Origin of the sequence: Pseudomonas sp. Snoq117.2, from assembly GCF_900110545.1 — a bacterium.
Lineage (GTDB): Bacteria > Pseudomonadota > Gammaproteobacteria > Pseudomonadales > Pseudomonadaceae > Chryseomonas > Chryseomonas benzopyrenica.
This window is the reverse complement of the sequence record NZ_FOED01000002.1, coordinates 166,071-191,008: the sequence shown is the minus strand read 5'-3', so window position 1 is coordinate 191,008 and position 24,938 is coordinate 166,071. Positions and strand designations below refer to the sequence as shown.

Here is a 24,938-nt window from a genome sequence, read left to right as displayed (position 1 = left end):
TCAGCGGACTCCGAACAGTTGCAGATGGTCGGTGATCGGCCCCAGGGCGAGCGTCGGCAGGAAGGTCAGGCCGCCCACCAGCAGCAGGGTGATCACCAGCAGGGTGACGAACAGCGGGCCGTGGGTGGGGAAGCTGTTGGGGCCGAGCGGGACGGCACGCTTGGCCGCCAGGCTGCCGGCAATGGCCAGGACCGGCAGGACGTAGCCGAAGCGACCGATCAGCAGCGCCAGGCTCAGCATCAGGTTGTGGAAGGGCGTATTGGCGCTGAAGCCGCCAAAGGCCGAGCCGTTGTTGGCCGTGGCCGAGGTGTAGGCATAGAGCAGCTGGCTGAAGCCATGGGGACCCGTGGCGCCGATCCCGGCCACGCCGGCCGGAACGCTGGCGGCGATGGCGCCCAGCACCAGCACGCCCAGCGGCATGACCAGCAGGGTCGCCACCAGCAGTCGCACCTCGGGGGCTTCCAGCTTCTTACCCAGGTACTCCGGCGTGCGGCCGACCATGAGGCCGGCGATGAAGACGGCGATCAGCACGTTGAGCAGCATGCCGTAGAGACCAGCCCCGACGCCGCCGAATATCACCTCGCCGAGCATCATGTTGAACAGCGCGATCAGTCCGGTCAGGGGTGCCAGGCTGTCGTGCATGGCATTCACCGAGCCGTTGGACGCGGCGGTGGTCACTGTTGCCCAGAGTGCTGACGCCGTACCGCCGAAGCGGGTCTCCAGGCCTTCCAGGGACGCCCCCTGGGTGATCGCCAGGCCGGCCAGCGCGGGGTTGGCGTGGTTCTGGGCACCGATGGCCACGCCGCCTCCAACCACCAGCAGGCCGAACATGGCGGCGAAGATCGCCCAGCTCTGCCGCCGATCCTTGACGTAGTGACCGAAGCTGAACACCAGGGCCGCCGGAATCATCAGGATGGCCGACAGCTCCAGCAGATCGCTCAGCGCCGTGGGGTTCTCGAACGGATGCGCCGAGTTGACGCCAAAGAACCCGCCGCCATTGGTACCCAGTTGCTTGATGGCGATCTGGCTGGCGGCCGGACCCAGCGGCAGGGTCTGGCTGGCCCCCTGCAGGGTGGTGGCATCGACGTAGGCGGCGAAGGTCTGGGGGACGCCCTGCCAGATCAGCAGCAGAGCGAGTGGCACGCACAGGGGCAGCAGGATATAGAAGACCGCGCGAAACAGGTCCACCCAGAAATTGCCGATTTCCTGCACGCTGCGGCGGGTGATGCCGCGGGCTAGGGCGGCGAGCACGGCCACGCCCACCGCGGCGCTGACGAAGTTCTGCACGCCCAGGCCGACCATCTGGCTGAAATAGCTCAGCGAGGCTTCGCCGCTATAGGCCTGCCAGTTGGTGTTGGTGACGAAGCTGATGGCGGTGTTCAGCGCCAGGGTCCATTCCAGCCCGGGCAGATGCTGCGGATTCAACGGCAGACCGCCCTGGAGTACGAGGATGGCGAACAACAGCCCGATGCCCAGCCCATTGAACAGCACCAGGGCGATGGCATAGGTGCGCCAGTCCTGGCCGCGACCATCTGAGCCCGCCACCTTCAGCGTCAGGCGCTCCAACGGGCCGCCGACAAAGGTCAGCCAGGTCCGCTCGCCTTCCAACGCACGGTAGAAGTAACGCCCCAGGAAAGGGGCAGGAAGAAAGGTCAGGGCCAGGAAGGCCAGGATCAGGAACGCGGCTTGGCTGTCCATGCCGCCTCCCTAGGATCGGCCGGCGCGTAGCAGCGCCGCCAGCAGATAGACGAACAGACCCAGTGCCAAGAGCAGGGCCAGAAGATTCCAGGGGGTCATCACGAGTTCTCCAGAGACGGCCGTTGCCGCGTGGAGAAATTGTCGGGAGGAGGGGTGTAAAGAAGCGAGGCGGGGAGCGGTGACGGGGCGTAAAGAAAGCGTTAAATCGGCCCCGCCCGCCAGGGCTGGCGGGGCCTTGCGACTATTGCTTGGGCGCGGCCTGCTGGTCTTCCTTGGCCTTCTTGTTGGCCTCATGGTGCCCGATGGCGCAGCCCGCGGCGGCGCCGGCAACGCCGTGACCACCGGCGACATGACCCGCGGCGCCCCCGACCACGGCGCCCTTGACGCAGCCAGCGGCAAAGGTGGCTTGGCTGGCGCCGAGTAGCAGAGCGGAAAGGGCAAGGGTAGGCAGGAGCTTCATGGTGGCGACCTCTCGTGGGTGCGAAGTAATGTCCTGTAACAATTGACCTTGCCGAGCCTCGCCAGTTCTCCTGCGCTACAGCTTGGCCGCCAAGTCGCCCTGGACGCCATTAATCACCTGGGTCGTTGGCGGACTATCGATATCGCGGCCATGGCCCGCTCCTACAGCCATGCCTGAAGCTGAAGGAGCGGGCCATGGCCGCGATACGGACTGGGCTTGGGAGAGCGTGAAGAGTCTGCGTTAAAGCCGTCTCAGGCGCTGTGCGAATGGCTGCTTCGGTGAATAGTCGCGATGCTGATAGCGACTCATGTCCACCGCTGGAAAGCGCCTCATCGCATTCAGGAATGACCGTGCTGCTGCTCTTCCTTGGCCTTCGCCGCCAGGTGATGGCCGATGACGCAACCGGCGACGGCACCGGCGATGGCGTGGTGACCGGCCACATGCCCCGCCACGCCGCCAACCACGGCGCCCTTGATACAACCCGCTGCCATCGTCGTCTGACTGAGACCGAGCAGCAGGGTGGATAGGCTCACGATAACAAGACGTTTCATGGGGTGATCTCGGTAGATGGAAAACTTGAGGGTAGGGCGTTTGGGTTAACCGCCGCTTAAGACCGGTTCAAGGGGAGGCAGCTGTCCTGGACAGCCAGGATCGCGGCGCAATAAAAAACCGCCCCGAAGGGCGGTTTTTCAGTACCTAACGCTAACGTCAGACTTCGACGGCGGCGATACGGGCCTTCTCGGCGCTTTCACGGAATTCGGCGATCTGGTCGAAGCTCAGGTAGCGGTAGACGTCCGCGGCCATGCTGTCGATGCTCTTCGCGTATTCCATGTATTCCTCGACGGTGGGCAGCTTGCCCAGGATCGAGGCCACCGCGGCCAGTTCCGCCGACGCCAGGTAGACGTTGGCGCCGTCGCCCAGGCGGTTGGGGAAGTTACGGGTGGAGGTGGAGACCACGGTGGCGTTGGCGGCTACGCGGGCCTGGTTGCCCATGCACAGCGAGCAGCCCGGCATTTCCATGCGTGCGCCAGCCTTGCCGTAGATGCCGTAGTAGCCTTCCTCGGTCAGCTGGTGCTGGTCCATCTTGGTCGGCGGCGACAGCCACAGGCGGGTCGGAATCGAGCCCTTGACCTTGTCCAGCAGCTTGCCGGCGGCGCGGAAGTGACCGATGTTGGTCATGCAGGAGCCGATGAATACCTCGTCGATCTTGTCGCCGGCCACCTGGGATAGCAGGCGGGCGTCGTCCGGATCGTTGGGCGCGCAAAGCACCGGCTCGTTGACCTCGGACAGGTCGATCTCGATGACTTCGCTGTATTCGGCGTCGGCATCGGCGGCGAGCAGTTCCGGGTTGGCGATCCAGGCTTCCATGGCGCGCGCACGGCGCTCCAGGGTGCGCGGGTCACCGTAGCCTTCCTCGATCATCCAGCGCAGCAGGGTGATGTTGGACTGCAGGTACTCGGTGATGGACTCCGGCGACAGCTTGATGGTGCAACCGGCGGCGGAACGCTCGGCGGAGGCATCGGACAGCTCGAACGCCTGCTCCACGGTCAGGTCTTCCAGGCCTTCGATCTCGAGGATGCGGCCGGAGAAGATGTTCTTCTTGCCTTTCTTCTCGACGGTCAGCAGGCCCTTCTGGATGGCGTAGTAGGGGATGGCATGCACCAGGTCACGCAGGGTGATCCCGGGCTGCATCTTGCCCTTGAAGCGCACCAGTACCGACTCCGGCATGTCCAGCGGCATGACGCCGGTGGCCGCGGCGAAGGCCACCAGACCGGAACCGGCCGGGAAGGAGATGCCGATCGGGAAGCGGGTGTGGGAATCGCCACCGGTGCCGACGGTGTCGGGCAGCAGCATGCGGTTCAGCCAGCTGTGGATGATGCCGTCGCCCGGACGCAGGGAAACACCGCCACGGGTGCGGATGAAATCCGGCAGGGTGTGGTGGGTCTTGACGTCGATGGGCTTGGGATAGGCCGCGGTATGGCAGAAGGACTGCATCACCAGGTCAGCCGAGAAGCCCAGGCAGGCCAGGTCCTTCAGCTCGTCGCGGGTCATCGGGCCGGTGGTGTCCTGGGAGCCGACGGTGGTCATCTTCGGCTCGCAGTAGGTGCCGGGGCGCACGCCCTCGACGCCGCAGGCCTTGCCGACCATCTTCTGCGCCAGGGTGTAGCCCTTGCTGCTCTCGGCCGGCTGGTCCGGCTTGTTGAACAGGTCGGTCGGACCCATGCCCAGTTCGGCACGCGCCTTCTCGGTCAGGCCACGGCCGACGATCAGCGGGATACGGCCGCCGGCGCGGACTTCGTCCAGCAGCACGGGGGTCTTGAGTTCGAAGGTGGCGAGCACCTCGTCGCTGCCATGGCGGGTGACCTTGCCAGCCTTGGGATAGACGTCGATGACGTCGCCCATTTCCAGCTCAGACACGTCGAATTCGATCGGCAGGGCACCGGCGTCTTCCATGGTGTTGTAGAAGATCGGCGCGATCTTGGAGCCGAAGCAGAAACCGCCCGCGCGCTTGTTGGGCACGTAGGGGATGTCGTCGCCGAAGAACCACAGCACCGAGTTGGTGGCGGACTTGCGGGAAGAACCGGTGCCGACCACGTCACCGACGTAGGCGACCGGGAAGCCCTTGGCACGCACTTCCTCGATCTGCTTGAGCGGACCGATGCTGCCTTGTTGCTCGGGCACGATGCCGTCGCGGGCCATCTTCAGCATGGCCAGGGCGTGCAGCGGGATGTCCGGACGCGACCAGGCGTCAGGGGCGGGGGAGAGGTCGTCGGTGTTGGTCTCGCCTGGCACCTTGAACACGGTCAGGGTGTACTTCTCGGCGATTTCCGGACGCTTCTTGTACCACTCGCCTTCGGCCCAGGACTGCATGACGGCATTGGCGTGGGCATTGCCCGCCTTGGCTTTCTCGGCCACGTCGTGGAAGGCGTCGAACATCAGCAGGGTGTGCTTGAGTTGCTCGGCGGCCACGGCGCCCAGTTCGGCGTCGTCCAGCAGCTCGACCAGGGTGGCGATGTTGTAGCCGCCCTGCATGGTGCCCAGCAGCTCGGTAGCGCGCTGACGGGAGATCAGCGGGGACTGGGCTTCGCCCTTGGCGATGGCGGAGAGGAAACCGGCCTTCACGTAGGCGGCTTCGTCGACGCCCGGCGGTACGCGGTTGGTAATGAGGTCGACGAGGAATTCTTCCTCACCGGCCGGGGGATTCTTCAGCAGTTCGACCAGACCGGCCGTTTGTTCGGCGTTCAGCGGCTGGGGCACGATGCCCTGGGCGGCACGCTCTTCTACGTGTTTACGATAGGCTTCAAGCACAGGTTGACCCTCATCAGTGGTCCAATATTGCGTCCGGGGGCTGGCGCCCCGAAATGTATCCGGCAGGGTATGACGGGGGAGGCTGCGGGCAGGACCGCCGTCGCGCCGGACGCATTCCGCTGGAAGCTGTTTTCAAAGTTTTACGCCGGCTGCTGGAGAGCTAATCGGCAGCAGGCGGTTGATGAGGCCGCCGCTGCCGGATCGCCGGATACTTTGCTCGTGACGCTTTGAAAACAGCTTCGTATCGGACATTGCGCCTATAAGGCTGCCTAATTCTACGCCAAGCCTCTGACGAAGTTAAGCGCCGCGTTGTCGCATCGTGTGCGTCACGCCGTTAGACCTTGGCCGTAGCCTAGCGACCCAGATGCGCGAAGCGTCCGCTGAAGGGCTTGGCGATGGGATAGGCCAGGTCACCGTGCTTGCTGGTGCCCAGGCCCAGGTCGACCAAGGATTCGGCCAGCTTGACCGCGGCGCTGACACCTTCGATCACCGGAATGCCGATGGCCTCGCTCAGGGCTTCGCGCAGATCGGCCATGCCGCCACAGCCCAGCACGATGGCCCCGGCACCTTCCTCGTCCCGGGCGCGACGCCCCTCGGCGGCGATCAGCTCGATCAGGCTGTCGTCGGCGGCCTCCAACGCCAGCACCGGCAGGTCGATGCAGCGCACCGAGGTGCACAGCTCGGCAAAGCCGTAACGCTGCAGCAGGTGCTCGGCGATGATGCGGGTGCGGGTGAGGGTGGTCACCACGGCGAAGCGGGTGGCCAGCAGGCTGGCCAGGTGAAAACCGGCCTCGGCGATACCCAGCACCGGCCCCTTGGCCATTTCCCGCGCGGCCAGCAGGCCCGGATCGCCGAAGCAGGCGATGACATGGGCCGCGCAGCCCGCGTCGACGCCCTTGCGCATTTCCTCGATCACGCCAACCGCAGCCACGGCTTCGTCGTAGTGACTCTCGATGGAAACCGGACCGGCTTCGGGGTTGCTGGCGAGAATGGTGGTACCCGGACGGGCGATGGCCTGGGCTGCGCGACCGATCTTGGCGGTCATGTTGGCGCTGGTATTGGGATTGATGACCTGAATCTGCATGGGACGCCTCAACTGCGTTTGAAGATGCTGCGGAAATCGGGCTCGGCGGCCACAGGCCGGTCGATCCGCAGGGATTCGCGGATCAGGCGCAGATGCTGCGCCATCCAGTCGCTGGCGGCCGCGCCCTTGCCCTGGATGAGCAGGTCCAGCAGGTCTTCGTGCTGGCCGCAATCGCAACCCAGACTGTGCCGCGAGCCATAGATGGCGATCAGCAGCGAGGAGCGACTGGCCAGTTGGGCGACCTGCTCGGTCAGCACCTGATTGTCGGCGAGGGCGGCGAGTTCGACGTGGAAGCGCGCGGACAGCTGGATCGCCAGGCTGTGGCGGCCGCCATGCTGGGCCTCGTGCTCCTCGAGGCACAGCTGCCGCAGGGGCGCGAGCTGGGCGCTGTCGACCCGTGCGGCCACCAGGGGCATCAGCGCCGGTTCGATCAGCTGGCGTGCGGCGAGGATGTCCTGGGCTTCCTTGGCGCTGGGCTGGGCGACCTGGGCACCGCGATTGGCGCGCAGGGTCACCAGGCGTTCCAGGGCCAGCCGCTGCAGCACCTTGCGAATGCCGGTGCGGCTGATGCCGAAGGTTTCCGCCAGGGTGTCTTCCGGCAGCCGGGTGCCCGGAGTCAGGCGATGCTCGACGATGGCGTCGAGGATGTCCTGGTAGATCCGCTCGTCCCGGGGCGAGGCGGCAACGGCGAGCGGCGAGGGTACTGCACTCATGGGCTGGCTCCGGCGATTTGCCTATATTGTATACAAGTTATGGGGCCTCGACGATGGGGGAATCTGGTCGACTCTGTGCGCCAAGGTAGCGCCTGTCTGCCACCAAACGCCCCAGGGGAGTGCACGTCCGGTAACGTCTGGAATGCTGCATTGGTAGCTCTTCCTGTGAAAAATCCCTAGTGAGCCAGCGAGTTAAAGGTATTTCGCGGTAACTGGCACGGTCTCTGCTCGGTGGGATTGTATACAAAACAAGGCGGGCGCCGTATGCAGGTACCCGCCACCATGGAGGAGGCGATTCATGAACCAGCAGATTCCCCCGGGCTACAGCCCACGTCTGTACAACGAAGACCTCGGCCCGGTCGAGCAGAAATGGAGCTGGTACAACATCTTCGCCTTCTGGATGAGCGACGTGCACAGCGTCGGTGGCTATGTCTTCGCCGCCAGCCTGTTCGCCCTGGGGCTGGCCAGCTGGCAGGTGTTGATCGCGCTGCTGGTGGGGATCTGCATCGTTCAGGTCATCGCCAATCTGGTCGCCCGGCCCAGCCAGCAGGCCGGCGTACCCTATCCGGTGGTCTGCCGGCTGGCCTTCGGCGTCTTCGGCGCGAACATTCCAGCGGTGATCCGTGGCCTGATCGCGGTGGCCTGGTACGGCATCCAGACCTACCTGGCCTCCAGCGCCCTGGTCATCGTGGTGCTGCGCTTCTTCCCCGCGCTGGCGGTCTATGGCGACAGCGATTTCCTGGGTCTTTCCTACCTGGGCTGGGGTGGCTTCCTGACCCTCTGGTTCCTGCAGGCCTGCGTGTTCTGGGCCGGCATGGAGTCCATTCGCCGCTTCATCGACTGGGCTGGCCCTGCCGTCTATGCGGTGATGTTCCTGCTCGCCGCCTGGATCGTCTGGCGCGCCGGCTGGAGCAATATCAGCTTTACCCTGGCGGAAAAGCAGCTGACCGGCTGGGCGGCCTTTGGCCAGGTGATCGTCGCCATCGCCCTGGTGGTGTCCTATTTCTCCGGGCCCACGCTCAACTTCGGTGACTTCAGCCGCTACTGCCGCTCCATGCAGGACGTTCGTCGCGGGAATTTCTGGGGCCTGCCGATCAACTTCCTGGCCTTTTCCCTGGTCACCGTGGTGATCGTCTCCGGCACCCTTCCGGTGTTCGGCGAGATGATCCACGATCCCATCGCCACCGTGGCCCGCATCGACAACACCACCGCGGTGCTGCTGGGTGCCTTCACCTTCGTCACCGCCACCATCGGCATCAACATCGTCGCCAACTTCGTTTCGCCCGCCTTCGACTTCGCCAACGTGGCCCCGAGCAAGATCAGCTGGCGCGCGGGCGGCATGATCGCCGCGGTGGCCTCGATCTTTCTCACCCCTTGGAATCTGTTCAACAACCCCGAGGTGATCCACTACACCCTGGACGTCCTGGCATCCTGCATCGGCCCGCTGTTCGGCATCCTGCTGGTGGACTACTACCTGCTGCGCAAGGGCCGCATCGATGTCGATGCGCTGTTCGACGACAGCCCGAGTGGCGCCTACTGGTATAGCGGCGGCGTCAATTGGGTCGCGGTCCAGGCACTGGTGGCCGCGGCGCTGATCGGGCTGTGCTTCACCTTCGTGCCCTGGTTCAAGCCCATCGCCAACTTCGCCTGGTTCACCGGCTGCTTCCTGGGCGGGCTGTTCTTCTACGGGCTGAGCCGCCGTAGCGCCAATCCGCTGCCAAGCCGGAGCGTCGCCGCGGTGTGATTTGGCCTGGGGTTCTGCACGACCGGCGCGGGTGGCCCGCGCCGGTCGTCGACGTTTCCGGCTAGACTAGGCGTTTTGCTCCAAGGCTTGCCGCCCATGCCCGCTCCTGTCATCAAGACGCCCTGTATCGGCCTGTGCTCGACGATGTTCGGCGACCACGTCTGCCGTGGCTGCAAGAGATTCCACCACGAGGTGGTGAACTGGAATCTCTACGGCGAAGAAGAGCGCCGCGCCGTCTGGGCGCGTCTGGAATTGCTGCTGGTGCAGGTGGTGTCGGCCAAGGTCGATGTCTTCGATCCGCGGCTCTTGCGCCAGCAATTGCAGCAGCGCAGCATCCGCTTCCGGCCGGATCAGTCGGAATACTGCTGGGCCTACCAGCTGCTGGCCCGCGGTGCGCGCCACATCCAGCAGCTGGATGCCTATGGCGTGCGCCTCTTGCCGGAATTTCGCGAGCGCCCCCTTGCCGATCTGCGTGACGCCATCGACCGGGAATTCTTCCTCCTGTCCGAAGCTCACTACGATCGCTACATCGCCCCACGCTTCCTGCTCGAAGGCGTCGACAGCCGCGTCTGAGTGCTGCCGGGCGAGTGGCGCTGCCCAGACGCGCGCCTTTCTCTATAATGCGCGGCTTTTGCACGGGATTACGCTGATGTCCTTGCCCGAGATGAACGAATTCCTCGGTTGCCGCACGCCGGATGCCTGGGTCGAGGCCGCGCTGCAGGACCTGCCGACGCTGCTGCAGGACCACGCCAACAACGAGAAGAAGGCCGCTGGCGCCGCCTTTCACTATCTGTTCACCTATTCCAATCGCGCCGAGCTGTCCTGGAAGATGTCCCGCATCGCCCGTGAAGAGCTGCGCCATTTCGAGCAGGTGCTGCAAATCATGAAGCGCCGTGGCATCGAGCACCGCAACGTCAGTTCGGCCCGCTATGCCGGTGCCCTGCGCAAGCTCTGTCGCAACCACGAGCCGCTGAAGCTGACCGACAGCCTGGTGATCGGCGCCTTCATCGAGTGTCGCTCCTGTGAACGCTTCGGTGCTGTGGCGCCCCACCTGGACGCGGAGCTGGGCAAGTTCTATAGCGGCCTGCTGGCCTCCGAGGCCCGGCATTTCCAGGACTATCTCAAGCTCGCCTATCTCTATGGCGAGCGCGACGACGTCGACGCCAAGATCGCCGAGGTGCGCGCCCTGGAAGTGGAGCTGATCACCTCCAGCGACCGCGAGCTGAGATTCCATAGCGGCATCCCCTCCGCAGCCTGAGAGCCTTTGAACTGGCTCTGCACCGCCTTACTTGCAGGCCTTGGTCTCGCCTACATAGGGATTGCCACGCCCCATGATGCAGGCCAGCCGTTGGTTGCGCTGGCGCTCCCAGGCTTCCGGCGGATACTGCTTGGTCCAGGCGGTATAAAGCTGGCGGTCCTGCTTGGACAGGCGCAGGCCGTAGCGGTCGCTCATGTAGAAGTAGGTGCGCGCCACCATGCCGCGGATCTCCGGGCGCGGCATGGCGGTCTTGGCCTTGAAGTCCACCACCATCTGGCAGGCACCGTATTGGCTCGGTTTCTGCGGCAGCCAGCCGAAGGCGAAGTTGCTGCGATCGCCATTGACCTCGCCGACCACCGGCACCAGGTTGAAGAGATCGGCTTCGGCCTTCTGGTACACCGGATCGTTGGCAGTGCAGTTCTTGCGGCCGCCTTTCTGCCAGCATTGGCGCTGATGGCCGATCACCCAGGCCGGCACGATGTGTTCCCATTCGATGCGGCTGGCGCGCTGGGCGCTCTTGCGCGGGACGTAGCCACAGCTCTTGAGGTCCACGGTCTTGCCGTTGTAGTGGCAACCGCAATAGAAATCCACGCCCTGCTTGGCATAGACCTTGGCCGCGACCACCTTGGCTTCGCTGAAGGTGCGAGGCGGCTGGGGGGTCGCCAGGGCGCTCAAGGAAGCCAGGCTCAGGCAGAACAGCAGGGCGGGGCGCAACGACATGGAGAATCCGTCCGAAAAAGCGCGGATACTACCGACCCGCTTGGGGTCGCGGTGTGATTGGGTTCACTGGAATCCGCCTCGCGACCGCCTGGCAAGGGCGCAGAACACGATTCGATATCAATGACTTAGAGGTATGGCATGGCAGCCTGGGACATCTTCTGCACTGTGGTGGACAACTATGGTGACGCCGGCATCACCTGGCGCCTGGCCCATCAGCTGGTCGCCGAACATGACCAGCAGGTCCGCCTCTGGATCGACGACCTCTATCCCCTGGCACGCATCCAGCCGGGGGTCGATGGCGCGGCCGAGCAGCAATGGCACCGTGGCGTCGAGGTGCGTCTCTGGCACGCCGATTGGGCCGCAGCGGAGCCGGGCGACGTGGTGGTGGAGGCCTTCGCCTGCCAGCTGCCGGACGGCTTCGTCACGGCCATGGCGCGTCGCGCCGAGCGACCGCTCTGGCTGAACTTGGAATACCTGAGCGCGGAGGAATGGATCGAAGGCTGCCACGCCCTGCCGTCGCTGCAACCCACCGGGCTGAACAAGTATTTCTTCTTTCCCGGCTTCACCGCCAAGGTGGGCGGACTGCTGCGTGAGCACGACCTGCTCGATCAGCGTGACGGCTTCCTCCAGGCGGCCACGGCCCGGGACGACTTTCTGGCTGGGCTGGGCGTTCGACGCCAGACCGGGGAGCGACTGTTCTCGCTGTTCGCCTACGAGAACCCGGCGCTGATCGACTGGCTCGATGCCCTCAGCGCCGGCACGCGCCCCACCTGCCTGCTGGTACCGGAGGGCCGGGTGCTGGCCAACATCGCCGCCTGGCTCGGCGTCGACTGGCTCAAGGCCGGCGACAGCCACCGTCGCGGCGCCCTGCGGGTGCAGGTGCTGCCCTTCGTCTCCCAGCAGGACTACGACCGGCTGCTGTGGTGCTGTGACTTCAATGCCATCCGTGGCGAGGACTCCTTCGTCCGCGCCCAGTGGGCGGCGCATCCCTTCGTCTGGCACATCTATCCGCAGGAAGAGGACGCCCACTTCGTCAAGCTCGAGGCCTTTCTGGCGCGCTATGTCGCCTCGGGCACCCCTGAACTGGGCGCTGCGGTCAGTGACCTATGGCTAGCCTGGAACGGTCGCGGCGACCTGGCAGTAGCCTGGTCGGCGCTGGAGGCGCAGGTCGAGGACTGGCGTCTGCTGGCGCGGGATTGGAGCGATCGGATGGCTTCTCACAGCGATCTTGCCGCCAGCCTGGTGCATTTCCATACAGATTGGCTATCATATGGCGCCTCGAAATCCCGTTCTTCCATCCATACGGATAACCGCATGAAAACCGCACAAGAGTTCCGTGCCGGCCAAGTGGCCATGATCGACAACGCTCCCTGGGTCATCCAGAAAGCTGAATACAACAAGTCCGGCCGTAACGCTGCAGTGGTCAAGATGAAGCTGAAGAGCCTGCTCTCCGGCAGCGCGACCGAGACCGTCTTCCGCGCCGATGACAAGCTCGAGCCGGTGATTCTGGATCGCAAGGAAGTGACCTATTCCTACTTCGCCGATCCCCTGTATGTGTTCGTCGACAACGACTACAACCAGTACGAAGTCGAGAAAGACGACCTGGGCGAAGCCATTGCCTTCATCGAAGACGGCATGACCGACGTCTGCGAAGCGGTGTTCTACAACGACCGCGTCATCTCCATCGAGCTGCCCACCACCATCGTGCGCCAGATCGCCTACACCGAGCCGGCCGTTCGCGGCGACACCTCGGGCAAGGTCATGAAGACCGCGCGCCTGAACAATGGCTACGAGCTGAAGGTTTCCGAGTTCTGCGATATCGGCGACCACATCGAGATCGACACCCGTACCAACGAGTACAAGTCGCGCGCCAAGGTCTAAGAACTTATCCAAAGTCTGCTGCGCGTCGGCCAAACGGCGTTGAAAATGGTTTCGGAATGCTCATTTACTACTTGTAAACTCCGCTTCCTCAACCCTTTTCGCCTTGTTTGGCTCTAGCTCGCGAGACTTTGAACAGGCTCTAATCCAGGCGTCTCGACAGAAAGCCCGGCTTGCCGGGCTTTTTGCTGTCTGGGTGTCTGCCAGGATCGACCGCTGTTTCAACCTTTCTTCGCTGCTGGATAGTGCCATCGTGGAATCGCTGTTTACGTTGTTGATCGATGTCGTCCTCGGCGCGCTGCTGGGCGTGGTGGGTGGCCTGTTCGGCATCGGCGGCGGCTTGATCGCCATTCCGGTGCTGGCGCTGCTGTTCGGCCTCGACCAGCAACTGGCCCAGGGCACCGCCCTGGTGATGGTGGTGCCCAACGTGCTGCTGTCGGTCTACAAGTACAACCAGCGCAACCGCATCGACTGGCAACGCGCCGGGCTGCTGGCCGCGGCCGGGATGCTGTCGGCCCTGGTGGGCACGGCGTTGGCGGTGTCCCTGGATGCCCGCTCGATGCGCCACGGCTTCGTCGGCTTCCTTTTCCTGCTGGTGCTCTACAACCTCTGGCAACTCTATCGTCGTGGCCAGCCGCCGCTGACGACGCCGAGCCGGCTGGGTCTCGGCGTGCTGGGGCTGGTGGCGGGTATGGTCGGCGGGCTGTTCGGTGTCGGTGGGGCGGTGATCGCCACGCCGATCCTGGCCGGAGTCATGGGCCTGACCCAGGTGGCGGCCCAGGGCATGTCCCTGGCCATGGCGCTGCCTACCACCGGGGTCACCCTGGCCAGCTACGCCTGGCATGGGGAGGTCGACTGGAGCGTGGGTATTCCGCTCGCCCTGGGTGGGCTGCTCAGCGTGAGCTGGGGCGTGAAGTTGGCGCACCAGCTGCCAGAGCGCCTGCTGCGGCTGCTGTTCTGTGGCTTCCTGCTGCTGTGTGCGGTGCTGCTGGCGCTGCGCTGATTAGACGTTGTCTGAAAACTGCCTGCGCATGGGTGATGCTGCGTTAAAAATCAGCTGGATCGCCAGCTCGGTCAGAATGCTCATTTACCATTTGTAAACTCGAGCGCGAGTCCAATCCGCTTCCTCGCTGATTCTTGCTTTGCCTCACCTTCGCTCGGCGACTTTTCAGACAAGTCCCACTGCCGAAAGCCCTCGGCGATATGCTCGGCGAGAGTGTCGATGATGGGTGAAGCGCTGCGCGGATTGCGCACCAGTTCGATGGAGCAGGCCGGCAGATCGGGCATGCCCTCGGCTTCGCTCAGGCGGCGCAGTTCGCTGGGCAACAGGCTTTCCAATTGCGCGGTGACGGCCAGGCCCGCCTTGACGATGCCCAGCAGCGCCGCCAGGCTCGGGCTGCTGTAGGCCAGACGATAGCCACGCCCACGACTGTCCAGGGCGCGTCGGGCCCATTCGCTGAGAAAGCACGAGGTGTTGAACATCGCCAGCGGCAACGGATCGCGCTGGTGGATATCGAAACCCGGCGCCTCGGCCCAGATGAAGCGCTCGCGACGCAGGGGCAGGCCGATCTCGTTGCCCGGTTCGCGGGTGACGATGGTCAGATCCAGGTCCTGACGTTGCAGCAGGCCCGCGGTGGTCTCGCAGTGGACATCCACCTGCACCAGCGGATAGGCCTTGGCGAAGCCCGCCAGGATGCCCGGAATGAACCTCATGACATAGTCATCGGGGGTGCCGATGCGCACCGTGCCCACCATGTGCGGCTCGCGCAGGGTAGTCATCACCTCGCCATGCAGCTTGAGGATCCGCCGGGCGAAGCCCAGCAGGATCTGGCCTTCCGCCGTCAGGCGTACCTGGCGGCCCTCCCGCTCGAACAGCCGCCGCTGCAGTACGTCTTCTTCGAGCTTGCGCATTTGCATGCTCACCGCCGACTGGGTGCGATTGACCACCTCGGCGGCACGGGTGAAGCCGCCCTGGTCAGCGATGGCGACAAAGGTGCGCAACAGATCGGTCTCTATGCTGGGATAGTTCATGGCATCAGCCTGGTGAATGGATCGCATCAGAAAGATTCGTTGGATTGATGTTATGCCAGCTTCCAGACTTGAGCCATACCCCTTGGAGAAGGAGTTTCACCATGGCTCGGCTCGCTACTCACCATGATTCGTTCGCTCGCGCCCGTGGATATCTGGACGTCAGCTGCCGCCTGCGTCGGGCCCTGGCCTGGTTGCAGCGAGCGATGCAGGTCTCCCGTCAGCGCCGTGCGCTCTATCGGCTGGATGACAGTGCCTTGCACGACCTGGGTCTGAGTCGCGCCGATGCCTGGCAGGAGGCTGACAAGCCCTTCTGGCAGCAGCCGGCAGAGGAGGGCGGCCGCCGATCCTGCTAGGGTGGAGCATCACCTCTCGCTATCAGGAGTTCGGATGGAAAGCCTTTCCCTGCGCGAGGCCAGACGCCTGGCCTTGCGCGCCCAGGGCTTCGGTAGCCAACCCAAGGGCGGCGCGGGCGCTGCCGCCCTGTACCGTCAGGCCGTGCGCCTGAATGTGCTGCAGATCGACTCGGTCAACGCCCTGGTGCGCTCGCACTATCTACCGCTGTTCAGTCGTCTCGGCCGCTATGCCTTCGCCGACTTCGATGCCCTGGCCTGGGGCCGGGGGCGCAAGCGCCAGCTCTATGAGTGCTGGGCCCACGAGGCCTCGCTGGTGCCAGCCGAGGTCTGGGCCGAGTTGCGCTGGCGTCGCGAGCAGGCGCGCCAGGGCGTCGGCATCTATCGCCAGCTGGCACGGTTCGCCGTCGAGCAGCCGCAGGTCGTCGCCCAGACCCTGGAAGCGGTCGTGCAGCGCGGCGCTCTGGGCGCTGGCAGCCTGGCGAAGCGTGCCGAGCAGGCCGGTCCCTGGTGGGGCTGGAGTCCGGGCAAGCTGGCGCTGGAGTGGCTGTTCGCTGCCGGCGAGGTGACGGTGGCGGGGCGGCGCGGTTTCGAGCGGCTCTATGACCTGCCCGAGCGGGTACTGCCGGCGGCGCTGCTCGCGGCTCCGGCCCCCATGCCTGAAGCCGCACGGCGGGCACTGCTGTTGCGCAGCGCCCGTGCTCTGGGGGTTGCGAGCGAGGTCCAGCTGCGCGACTACTTCCGTCTGAGTCCCGCCGAAGCACGCCAGGGTATCGCCGAGTTGCAGGAGGAGGGCAGTCTGCAGCCGATCCAGGTGCAGGGTTGGTCGAAGCCAGCCTATGTGGTGGATACCCCGAACCCCAGGCGGCCGGTGCAGGCCGCCGCATTGCTATCGCCCTTCGATTCCCTGGTCTGGGAGCGCGAGCGCACCGAGCAGTTGTTCGGTTTCCGCTATCGACTGGAGATCTACACGCCGGCGCCCAAACGGGTCTATGGCTACTATGTGCTGCCCTTTCTCTACCGAGAGCGGCTGGCCGCGCGGGTGGATCTGCGCGCCGAGCGGGCGCAGTCGCGCCTGGCGGTGCATGCGGTGCACCTGGAGCCGGCGGGGTTGGATGAGGAAGGCCTGGATGCCCTGGCTGGGCAGTTACGGGCCCTGGCCGACTGGCTGGGCCTCGCCGACCTGCAATTGCACGGGCCGGCGGACGTCTTGCGGGAGGCAGTGGCGCGGCGCTAGAGAGCGCCGCGCATGCTGCTCAACGACGGATGCCCTTGAGCGTCTCGGCGATCATGAAGGCCAGTTCCAGGGACTGATCGGCGTTCAGGCGCGGATCGCAATGGGTGTGGTAACGATCGGAGAGGGCGTCCTCGGTGACCGGACGGGCGCCGCCGATGCACTCGGTGACGTTCTGTCCGGTCATTTCGATATGGATGCCGCCAGCATAGGTGCCCTCGGCCTTGTGCACGCCGAAGAACTCCTTGACCTCGCCCAGCACGCTGGCGAAATCCCGGGTCTTGTAGCCGCTGGAGGCCTTGATGGTGTTGCCGTGCATGGGGTCGGAACTCCACAGCACCTGGCGGCCTTCACGCTCGACGGTCTGGATCAGCCGCGGCAGGTGATCGCCAACCTTGCCCACGCCCATGCGCACGATCAGGTTGAGGCGGCCTGGATCGTTCTCCGGATTGAGGGTGTCGATCAGGCGGATCAGGTCTTCGCTGGTGGTGGAAGGGCCGACCTTGACGCCGATGGGGTTGTTCACGCCACGCAGGAATTCCACGTGGGCACCGTCGGGCTGACGGGTGCGGTCGCCGATCCAGAGCATGTGCGCGGAGCAGTCGTACCAATCGCCGGTCAGGCTGTCGCGGCGGACGAAGGCTTCTTCGTAGTTGAGCAGCAGCGCCTCGTGGGCGGTGAAGAAGTTGGTTTCCTTGACCTGGGGCGCGGTGTCCAGGCCGCAGGCGCGCATGAACGCCAGGGTCTCGTCGATGCGGTCCGCCAACTGGTGATAGCGGTCGGCCAGGGCCGAGTTGGCGATGAAGTCCAGGTTCCAGCGATGCACCTGGTGCAGGTCGGCGAAGCCACCCTGGGCGAAGGCGCGCAACAGGTTGAGGGTCGCGGTGGACTGGTTGTAGGCCTGGATCAGGCGCTGCGGATCCGGGACACGGCTGCCTTCGGTGAAGTCGATGCCATTGACGATGTCGCCGCGGTAGGCCGGCAGGGAGACGCCATCCTGGACCTCGTCATTCGCAGAGCGTGGCTTGGCGAACTGGCCGGCCATGCGACCGACCTTGACCACCGGGCAGCCGGCGGCAAAGGTCATGACCACCGCCATCTGCAGCAGCACCTTGAAGGTGTCGCGAATTTTGCCGGCAGAGAATTCGAAGAAGCTTTCCGCGCAATCGCCGCCCTGCAACAGGAAGGCCCGCCCCTGGGTGACCTCAGCGAACTGTCGGCGCAATTCGCGGGCTTCGCCAGCAAAGACCAGAGGCGGATAACCCGCCAGGGTGCGCTCGACATCGGCGAGACGGGCTTGATCGGGGTATTCGGGCTGTTGCTGGATGGGCAGGCCTCTCCAGCTGGTGGGGCTCCAGGGCGCGGACATGATTCTCTCTGAGTGGTGCGACGAAGCCTTCCATGGTAACCGATAGCAGCGACAACTCTCGATAGACAGTGCCCATCGCGGCTACCATGGGCGGCTATAGAGGAGGGTGGTGATGGTCGAGACGGAAGTGTTGCTGGAAGAGGTCGTCGACGACCATGGCCGGATTCGGGTGGTGGAGGTGGGGCCTTATCGCTTCCTTGAATTTGGCGAAGAGGTGGAGCAGAGCTGCGTCTTCACCACGGACCCCGCCTGGCTGGAATACGACTACAACCGCGCCATGCTGCTGGGCGCGCTCTGCCACCCGCAGCCGCAGCGGGCGCTCTTTCTCGGCCTGGGCGCCGGCACCCTGACTCAGGCCTGCCTCAAGTGGCTGCCCCTGGAGGCGGTGGAAGCCCTGGAGCTGCGCCCCGCGGTGCCGCGCCTGGCACGGCAGCATCTTGGCCTTGGCGAAGATCCGCGGTTGCAGATCCGGATCGGCGATGCCCTGGAGCTGCTCGATAGCGCGGCGCCGGCAGATCTGATCTTTGTCGATCTCTACACCGATGTCGGCCCGTCCAGCGCCCACCTGGCCTGGCGCTTTCTGGAAAACTGCCAGGCCAAGCTCAACCCGGGCGGCTGGTTGATGATCAACCAGTGGAGCGCCACCGACGGCAAGCCGCTGGGCGCGGCGCTGCTGCGCGGGCTGTTCCGCCATCATTATTGGGAGTGCCCGGTGGTGGAGGGCAACGTGATCCTGCTGGTACCGGCGAGCCTGGAGCAGGAGCTGGACGAGGCTGGCACACGGCAGCGCGTTCGCGAACTGAGCCTGCGCATCGGCTTCGATCTGGAGGCCTATCTGAACAACCTGCGTGCGGCAACCTGACCCTAAAAGTAGACCAAGGTTCTCTGGAGAAATGTCCAGGGTTCGGGTATTATTCGCCCCGGTCTTTTTGACCTTCCGTTCAGGAACTGCATCTTCCCGGTCCGCCGCCATGGTTACACCGGTCGTGCGTTCGCCCGACGGCGAACAATCCTAGACGCTCCACCCCTTTTTCATCTTTATTTCGCAAAAAGCTCACACCTTGGCTGCCTGGGCGACTTCGGTCATTCGGATAAGCGCAGCTCTTGGCTTTGGGGTCTTTGCGAAGCACACGAGGCAAGACAATGACCCAGGACATCAGCAATTTCGCTGCGCTCAATCTCAATCCCGCCATCCTCGCCGCCATCAAGGCCGTCGGCTACGAAGAGCCGTCGCCCATCCAGTCGCAGTCCATCCCGGTGATCCTCGCCGGCCACGACATGATCGGCCAGGCGCAGACCGGTACCGGCAAGACCGCAGCCTTCGCTCTGCCGCTGCTCTCGCAGCTCGACCCGTCCCGTCGCGAACCCCAGATTCTGGTGCTGGTTCCCACCCGTGAACTGGCCCTGCAGGTGGCTACCGCCTGCGAAACCTATTCCACCGAGATGCCCGGCGTGAAGGTCGTGGCCCTCTACGGCGGCGCGCCCATGGGCCCGCAGCTGAAGTCCCTGCGCATGGGTGCCCAGGTACTGGTCGCCACCCCCGGTCGTCTGTGCGACCACCTGCGTCGCGACGACAACCTGCTGGCCACCGTCCAGCACCTGGTGCTCGACGAAGCCGACGAGATGCTCAAGCTGGGCTTCATGGATGACCTCGAATTCATCTTCGAAGCCATGCCGGAATCCCGCCAGACCGTGCTGTTCTCGGCGACCCTGCCGCCGTCGATCCGCGCCATCGCCGAGCGTCACCTCAAGGAGCCGCAACACGTCCGCATCGCGGCCAAGACCCAGACCGTCGCCCGCATCGAGCAGGCGCACCTGATGGTCCACGCCGACCAGAAGCCGGCCTCGGTGCTGCGCCTGCTGGAAGTGGAGAACTTCGACGCCCTGATCGCCTTCGTGCGCACCAAGCAGGCGACCCTGGACCTGGCCGAGCTGCTGGAGCGCCAGGGCTATCGCGTCAGCGCCCTGAATGGCGACATGCCCCAGGCCCAGCGCGAGAAGACCATCGAGTCCCTCAAGGACGGTTCGCTGGACATCGTGGTCGCCACCGACGTCGCTGCCCGTGGTCTGGACGTGGCGCGCATCACCCACGTGCTGAACGTGGACATGCCCTACGATCCGGAATCCTATGTGCACCGGATCGGTCGTACCGGCCGTGCCGGTCGTGAAGGTCGTGCGTTGCTGCTGGTCACCCCGCGCGAGCGCCGCATGCTGCAGGTCATCGAGCGCGTCACCGGTCAGCGCGTCGGCGAAATCCGCCTGCCCGACGCCGAAGCCGTGCTGGAAGCCCGTATCTCCCGCCTGGCCGATGGCGTGGGTTCGCTGCTGGCCGATGCCGACACCACTCACGGCGCCCTGCGTCAGGAACTGTGCGAGCGTCTGCAGTGCGATCCTTCGACCCTGGCGGCGGCCCTGCTGGCCAAACTGACCAGCGGCCGCGCCCTGGATATCGAGTCGGTGCGTCGCGAGCAGCCGCTGACCCCCGGCGCCGGTCGTGGCGAACGTCCCCGTGGCGAGCGTCCTGAGCGGGGCGACCGCCCTGAGCGCGGCGAGCGTCCGGATCGCGGCGAGCGTCGTCCGATGCAGCCGCTGCCGGAAGGCCGCGTGCGTTGCCGCACCGCCCTGGGCGCCCGTGACGGCGTTGCCGCCAAGAACCTGCTGGGTGCCATCATCAACGAAGGCGGCATGGATCGCGAGGCCATCGGCCGCATCCAGATCCGTGACTCCTTCAGCCTGGTGGAGCTGCCCGAGGAAGGCCTGGAGCGTCTGCTGACCAAGCTCAAGGACACCCGTGTAGCTGGCAAGGCCCTGCGCCTGCGTCGCTATCGCGAGGATTGATTCCCGCGGTCCCATGAAGAAGCCCCGGATATCCGGGGCTTTTTTCTGCCTGCAGGAAAGGCGGAGGAGTTAGAGGATCACCTTGTCCTTCAACTTTTCCGCCGCCAGTTGCAGCGCCTGGATGACTCGCTCCTTGTCGTAGTTCTGGATGTTGTTGGTATCCAGGTACATGGAGAAGCCCGGCAGTTCGTGTTCGACATAGCTGGGGGAGGCGCCCAGGTCGCGACGGAAGTCCACCACCTGGTAGATCTGCACCGGCTTGCTGAAGCCCTTGACGGTGATCCAGCTCTTGTCGCGGCACATGATGGTTTCCTTGACCAGCGAGTAGGTCTCGTGGCTGATCAGGATCTCGCCGGCATCGGCGGCATTCTCCAGGCGGCTGGCCAGGTTCACTTCGCGACCGATGATGGTGTAGTCCATGCGCGTGCTGGAGCCGAAGTTGCCGACCGTGCAGTAACCGGTGTTCAGGCCCATGCGGATTTCCAGCGGCTTGTTGATGCCCTGGCTGCGCCACTGCTGGCGCAGGACCTTCATGTGCTTGCGCATGGCGATGGCCATGGAGACCGCGGCCACGGCGTCCTTCTTGGCGCCCTGGCTGTTGGCGTCGCCAAAGAACACCATCACGCAGTCACCGACGAACTTGTCGATGGTGCCGCCGTACTTCACGGCGATCTTCGACATCTCGTTGAGGTAGTTGTTGAGCATGTCGGTGAGGGCTTCGGCCTCGAGTTCTTCGGACAGCTCGGTGAAGCCCTTGATGTCGGAGAAGAACACCGTGATCTTCTTGCGCTGGGTGCCCAGGGCGATGTGCTGCTTGCCCGTGAAGATGGATTCCCAGACCTGGGGCGAGAGGTATTTCGCCAAGTTATGCGCCAGGATCGCCGACTTTTCCTGCTCGCGCTTGAGGTCGTCGTTGATCTGGATGAGGCGCTTGCGCTGCCGGTGCAGGAAGTAGCCGGTACCCCAGAGGTGCAGCATGGTGCCCACTACGCTGGTGACCGCCACCAGTAGCGGGCTGGTAAGGTCGACGCCATGAAAGAAGGTGGCACTGCCCAGGGCCGCGGCACTGGTGGCGAACAGCAGGCAGAGGCCGAGCAGACGGGGACCACCGCGCAGCATGCTGGTGTAGCCGAGCATGAACAGCAGCATCAGGGTAGGCATCAGCGGAAAGCGCAACACCACCGCGGCCATGCCGACGTGAATGGCGTCTATGGCGGCCAGCAGGATATCGGTCTGGGCGCCACGATCGCGTCTGAGCTTGATGCTCAGGGTCTGGGCCAGGTGCGGATAGAGCAGGGCATAGGGGATCAACCACAGGCCCACGGCATCGGTCTGGGTGTAGTAACCCGCAGTGACGCTGGCGGCGGCGATCAGATAGGCGAACACCCGGGCGTAGTAGACGCCCAGGCTGTCACCGGACGCAGCGAGGAACCGGTTGAGCGCAAACTTCATCTGTCGGGTCCGTTTCGAGAAAGGCGAGAGGTCGGGATAACTCCGTTCGCGACGATGAAAGCGGCCGGGTTTTCTAGCATTCGCGATCTTAGCTGACCATCCGGGTAGCGGCCAAGAATGTCAGTGATTCCGCTGCTGTGACAGCCAAATTCGGCCGTCGTCCCTGGGTTACACTGCGGCATCCTTACAGGAGAGACGCTATGGATGCCCTCGAAGCTCTTTGCAATCGCGCCTCGGTCGGTCGCCTGACCGAACCGGGCCCCACCCCCGAGCAACTGGAGGTCCTGCTGCGCGCCGCGGACCGGGCGCCGGACCACAAGCTGCTGCGCCCCTGGCGGCTGATCCTGGTGGCCGGCGAAGGTCGCACGGCGCTTGGCGAGCTCTATGCCGACGCCTTGCGCCGTCGCGAGCCCGACGCGGATACCGCGGCCGTGGAAAAGGCCCGGCGCATGCCGCTGCGGGCGCCCCTGGTGATCGCCGTCGTTGCCGTGCCCCAGGAGCACCGAAAGGTGCCCGTTCAGGAGCAGATCATCACCGCCGGTTGCGTGGCCCACGGTCTGGTCAATGCGGCCTTCGCCCTGGGCCTGGGTGCGGTCTGGCGCTCCGGTGAGTTCAGCTACGACCCCTGGGTCCTGCAGGGCCTTGGCCTGACCGAAGGCGAGCAACTGGTGGGCTACATCTACCTGGGCACGCCCGAGGTGGCCCCGCGGCTTCCGGCGCCACGTGATCTGAGCGCTCAGGTCAGCCATTGGCCAGCACCGGTCTGAGCGGCAGGGTGACGGTGGCGAGAAAGCCGCCGTCCGGGTGATTGCTCAGGTGCAGCTCGCCACCATGGCGCTCCACGGCGCGGCGGGCGATGGCCAGCCCCAGGCCGTACCCTGTGGCGTGCTGCTGGTCCGAGCGGAAGAAGGGTTCGCCCAGGCGCGGCAGGTCGTCGGCCTTGACGCCGGGGCCATGGTCACGTACCTGGATGCGTACCTCGCCGGCGGTCGCGGCTGCCGAGATGACGATGGGGCGGGCGGGCGGATTGAAGCGCAGCGCATTGCGCAGGAGATTGTCCAGGGCGCGTTCCAGGACGTCCGGCCAGCCGTCCAGGCGCAGGGCGGCGGGAACGTCGAGTTCCACCCGCTGCTGGGGTGCGCTGAGTTGAGCATCGTCCACCAGGCCTTCGAGTAGCGGATGCAGTTCCAGCTGCTCGGGTGGGCCTGGATCCGCTTCCTGACGCGCCAGGGCGAGGATCTCGCCGATCAGGGTTTCCAGGCGGTCGCATTCCAGAGTCAGGCGCGGCCACATGTTGCCCAGGTCATGGGGGTCGGAGCGTTCGGCCAGCGCCAGGGCGATGCGCAGGCGGGCCAGCGGGGAGCGTAGCTCGTGGGACACGTCGCGCAGCAGCTGCCGCTGGCTGTCGATCAGGCGCTGCAGATGGGCGCCCATGCGATTGAAGTCTTCGGCCAGCACGCCCAGTTCGTCCTTGCGGCGGGCGAGGCGGGCGAGGGTGTCCTGCTGGTAGGCGGTCTGCCCGAGATCATGGACCGCACGCCTTAGATGATTGAGCGGGCGGGTCAGGCTGAGGGTCAGCAGCAGGCTGAACAGGGTCAGCACCACCGTGGCGATGGCCAGCATGCCGACCGGCCAGAACAGGCTCTGCCGGCGCCAGGCACCCAGCTCGGGGGTGGGCAGGTGGTAGATGAACAGGTAGGTCTGGCCGCTCGGGCTGGTGTATTCGTCGGTCAGGCGTCGCCAGGGCAACGGCCGGTTGGGGTCGCGGGCGCCGGGGCCGGGGCGCTGCTGACGCTGCGGCTGGTCGAGATCCTGGTCGAAGATGCGCGGTGGCAGGGTGCCGCGCACCAGGGGCGAGCCGTTCTCGCCCAGCACCAGCACATCGATGCCATAGCGGCCCTTGCGCTGTTCGAGTAGGCCTTGAGCGGCGGCGGGACCTTCGTTTTCATAACGTTGCACCCACTGTTCGGGGAGGCCGCGCAGGCCGGGATGCTGCGCGAGGATCCAGGAATCCTGATCGGCCAGGTGGCCGAGCAGCATGGTCAGGCCGACCGCGGACAGGATGGCCAGCCAGAAGGTGGCGAAGATGCGCCAGAAGAGAGAACGAAAAACCATGCAGTCGCCTTAGAATCTGCTCAAAGTCTGCTGCGCGTCGGCCAAACGGCGTTGAAAATGCCTTCGGAATGCTCATTTACCACTCGTAAACCCGAGCGCGGGTCCGATCCGCTTCCTCAGGCATTTTCGTGGGGCCGCCTAGGCCTTGTTTGTCTCTAGCTCGCGAGACTTTGGGCAGATTCTTAGTCAGACGCTGCGCCGAGGACCATCGGCGCAGCGATCGGGGATCAGGAGGACTTGTGGTCTTGCTTCCACTGCTGGAACTCGGCCCACTCCTTGGCGCGATCCTCACGCTTCTTCTCCATTTCGTCGAAGCGCTTCTGCTGATCGGGCTTGAGCAGGGCGCGAATGGACTGACGGGTCTTGTCGCGGTTGCCATCCAGCTGATCGTGCAGAGCCTTGCGTTGATCCTCGGGCAGCTTGTCGAGGTAGCTCTTGACGATCTCGCGCTGCTGCTGGCGTTCCTCGCCCATCAGCTTGCCGACCTGCTCGCGTTGCTCGGGGGTCAGCTTGAGACCGCGCAGGGGGCCGTCGCCACGCGGACCGCCATCCATCAGCTTGCCGTGGGGCGGCGGGGTGATGTCGGTGCTGTCCTGGGTAGCGGCCAGGGTCAGGGTCGGCAGCAGGGCGGCGAACAGCACGGCGGGCATGAGTTTGCGCATCGAGAAATCTCCTTGGGATGACC

The 24,938-nt window shown here is 65.1% G+C and carries 23 protein-coding genes and 1 pseudogene; 11 read left to right on the top strand and 13 right to left on the bottom strand.

The features are described 5' to 3' along the window. From kdpA to BMZ43_RS06790, 7 genes are all read right to left on the bottom strand, one after another. Window positions 1-1,698, bottom strand: a complete 1,698-nt coding sequence (gene kdpA, locus BMZ43_RS06815; protein WP_093251407.1) for a potassium-transporting ATPase subunit KdpA — start codon at window positions 1,696-1,698, stop codon at window positions 1-3. Between the two features lie 9 nt (window positions 1,699-1,707). After that, window positions 1,708-1,797, bottom strand: coding sequence for a potassium-transporting ATPase subunit F (locus tag BMZ43_RS26025; protein WP_017640468.1), 90 nt, complete (start codon window positions 1,795-1,797; stop codon window positions 1,708-1,710). A 142-nt stretch (window positions 1,798-1,939) separates the two neighbouring features. Then, window positions 1,940-2,158: a hypothetical protein gene (locus BMZ43_RS06810; RefSeq protein WP_017640469.1), complete on the bottom strand. Its 219-nt coding sequence runs from the start codon at window positions 2,156-2,158 to the stop codon at window positions 1,940-1,942. A gap of 338 nt (window positions 2,159-2,496) precedes the next feature. Next, the gene (locus BMZ43_RS06805) at window positions 2,497-2,709 is read right to left on the bottom strand and encodes a hypothetical protein (RefSeq protein WP_093251390.1); all 213 of its coding nucleotides are present in this window, start codon (window positions 2,707-2,709) and stop codon (window positions 2,497-2,499) included. Between the two features lie 157 nt (window positions 2,710-2,866). Next, window positions 2,867-5,467, bottom strand: a complete 2,601-nt coding sequence (gene acnB, locus BMZ43_RS06800; protein ID WP_093251386.1) for a bifunctional aconitate hydratase 2/2-methylisocitrate dehydratase — start codon at window positions 5,465-5,467, stop codon at window positions 2,867-2,869. A gap of 352 nt (window positions 5,468-5,819) precedes the next feature. Continuing rightward, a complete protein-coding gene (locus tag BMZ43_RS06795; protein ID WP_093251383.1) occupies window positions 5,820-6,551 on the bottom strand; it encodes an aspartate/glutamate racemase family protein in 732 nt (243 codons plus the stop codon). A gap of 8 nt (window positions 6,552-6,559) precedes the next feature. Then, window positions 6,560-7,264 carry a GntR family transcriptional regulator gene (locus BMZ43_RS06790; protein ID WP_093251379.1) on the bottom strand — a complete coding sequence of 235 codons (705 nt, stop codon included), beginning with the start codon at window positions 7,262-7,264 and terminating at the stop codon, window positions 6,560-6,562. Window positions 7,265-7,562: 298 nt separating this feature from the next. Between BMZ43_RS06790 and BMZ43_RS06785 the strand changes: the two genes are divergently transcribed. From BMZ43_RS06785 to BMZ43_RS06775, 3 genes are all read left to right on the top strand, one after another. Then, window positions 7,563-9,008 (top strand): NCS1 family nucleobase:cation symporter-1, encoded by a 1,446-nt coding sequence (locus BMZ43_RS06785; protein WP_093251375.1) that lies wholly within the window; start codon window positions 7,563-7,565, stop codon window positions 9,006-9,008. 96 nt (window positions 9,009-9,104) lie between these two features. Continuing rightward, window positions 9,105-9,581, top strand: a complete 477-nt coding sequence (locus BMZ43_RS06780; protein WP_093251370.1) for a DUF1289 domain-containing protein — start codon at window positions 9,105-9,107, stop codon at window positions 9,579-9,581. A 73-nt stretch (window positions 9,582-9,654) separates the two neighbouring features. Continuing rightward, window positions 9,655-10,266, top strand: coding sequence for a MiaE family protein (locus BMZ43_RS06775; protein ID WP_160922795.1), 612 nt, complete (start codon window positions 9,655-9,657; stop codon window positions 10,264-10,266). A gap of 27 nt (window positions 10,267-10,293) precedes the next feature. Here BMZ43_RS06775 and BMZ43_RS06770 read toward each other — a convergent pair whose 3' ends face one another. Beyond that, window positions 10,294-10,986: an endonuclease gene (locus tag BMZ43_RS06770; protein ID WP_017640477.1), complete on the bottom strand. Its 693-nt coding sequence runs from the start codon at window positions 10,984-10,986 to the stop codon at window positions 10,294-10,296. Window positions 10,987-11,124: 138 nt separating this feature from the next. On the opposite strand from BMZ43_RS06770, the pseudogene earP reads away from it, so the two are divergent. The 3 genes and pseudogenes from earP to BMZ43_RS06760 form a co-directional block, all read left to right on the top strand. Continuing rightward, a pseudogene (gene earP, locus BMZ43_RS26470) lies at window positions 11,125-12,252 on the top strand (elongation factor P maturation arginine rhamnosyltransferase EarP); the annotation flags it as partial. 48 nt (window positions 12,253-12,300) lie between these two features. After that, window positions 12,301-12,867 (top strand): elongation factor P, encoded by a 567-nt coding sequence (gene efp / locus BMZ43_RS26465; RefSeq protein ID WP_160922794.1) that lies wholly within the window; start codon window positions 12,301-12,303, stop codon window positions 12,865-12,867. A gap of 259 nt (window positions 12,868-13,126) precedes the next feature. Continuing rightward, entirely contained in the window at window positions 13,127-13,867 is a 741-nt protein-coding gene (locus tag BMZ43_RS06760; protein ID WP_026083774.1) for a sulfite exporter TauE/SafE family protein, read from the top strand. Window positions 13,868-13,947: 80 nt separating this feature from the next. On the opposite strand, the gene BMZ43_RS06755 is transcribed toward BMZ43_RS06760, so the two are convergent. Continuing rightward, window positions 13,948-14,895: a LysR substrate-binding domain-containing protein gene (locus BMZ43_RS06755; protein ID WP_256562903.1), complete on the bottom strand. Its 948-nt coding sequence runs from the start codon at window positions 14,893-14,895 to the stop codon at window positions 13,948-13,950. Between the two features lie 101 nt (window positions 14,896-14,996). Here BMZ43_RS06755 and BMZ43_RS06750 point away from each other — a divergent pair, with 101 nt between their 5' ends. Both BMZ43_RS06750 and BMZ43_RS06745 read left to right on the top strand, forming a co-directional pair. Beyond that, on the top strand, window positions 14,997-15,248 hold the full coding sequence (locus tag BMZ43_RS06750) for a DUF1127 domain-containing protein (RefSeq protein ID WP_017640481.1): 252 nt from the start codon (window positions 14,997-14,999) through the stop codon (window positions 15,246-15,248). Window positions 15,249-15,282: 34 nt separating this feature from the next. Continuing rightward, window positions 15,283-16,482 carry a winged helix-turn-helix domain-containing protein gene (locus BMZ43_RS06745; protein WP_093251363.1) on the top strand — a complete coding sequence of 400 codons (1,200 nt, stop codon included), beginning with the start codon at window positions 15,283-15,285 and terminating at the stop codon, window positions 16,480-16,482. A 19-nt stretch (window positions 16,483-16,501) separates the two neighbouring features. Here the strand turns inward: BMZ43_RS06745 and BMZ43_RS06740 are convergent, their stop codons facing one another. Further along, a complete protein-coding gene (locus BMZ43_RS06740; RefSeq protein ID WP_017640483.1) occupies window positions 16,502-17,848 on the bottom strand; it encodes a class II 3-deoxy-7-phosphoheptulonate synthase in 1,347 nt (448 codons plus the stop codon). A gap of 112 nt (window positions 17,849-17,960) precedes the next feature. On the opposite strand from BMZ43_RS06740, the gene BMZ43_RS06735 reads away from it, so the two are divergent. Further along, window positions 17,961-18,710, top strand: a complete 750-nt coding sequence (locus BMZ43_RS06735; RefSeq protein ID WP_017640484.1) for a spermidine synthase — start codon at window positions 17,961-17,963, stop codon at window positions 18,708-18,710. 281 nt (window positions 18,711-18,991) lie between these two features. Continuing rightward, window positions 18,992-20,686, top strand: a complete 1,695-nt coding sequence (locus BMZ43_RS06730; protein ID WP_017640485.1) for a DEAD/DEAH box helicase — start codon at window positions 18,992-18,994, stop codon at window positions 20,684-20,686. 69 nt (window positions 20,687-20,755) lie between these two features. Here the strand turns inward: BMZ43_RS06730 and BMZ43_RS06725 are convergent, their stop codons facing one another. Next, window positions 20,756-22,138: an adenylate/guanylate cyclase domain-containing protein gene (locus BMZ43_RS06725; RefSeq protein WP_093251358.1), complete on the bottom strand. Its 1,383-nt coding sequence runs from the start codon at window positions 22,136-22,138 to the stop codon at window positions 20,756-20,758. A gap of 200 nt (window positions 22,139-22,338) precedes the next feature. Here BMZ43_RS06725 and BMZ43_RS06720 point away from each other — a divergent pair, with 200 nt between their 5' ends. Beyond that, entirely contained in the window at window positions 22,339-22,905 is a 567-nt protein-coding gene (locus BMZ43_RS06720) for a nitroreductase family protein (RefSeq protein WP_093251353.1), read from the top strand. On the opposite strand, the gene BMZ43_RS06715 is transcribed toward BMZ43_RS06720, so the two are convergent. Together BMZ43_RS06715 and BMZ43_RS06710 are read right to left on the bottom strand one after the other, a co-directional pair. Continuing rightward, a complete protein-coding gene (locus tag BMZ43_RS06715) occupies window positions 22,880-24,253 on the bottom strand; it encodes a sensor histidine kinase (protein ID WP_093251349.1) in 1,374 nt (457 codons plus the stop codon). The two genes, BMZ43_RS06720 and BMZ43_RS06715, sit on opposite strands and share 26 nt — an antisense overlap. 227 nt (window positions 24,254-24,480) lie before the next feature. Further along, the gene (locus BMZ43_RS06710) at window positions 24,481-24,915 is read right to left on the bottom strand and encodes a Spy/CpxP family protein refolding chaperone (RefSeq protein ID WP_058791428.1); all 435 of its coding nucleotides are present in this window, start codon (window positions 24,913-24,915) and stop codon (window positions 24,481-24,483) included. Window positions 24,916-24,938: the final 23 nt, after the last annotated feature.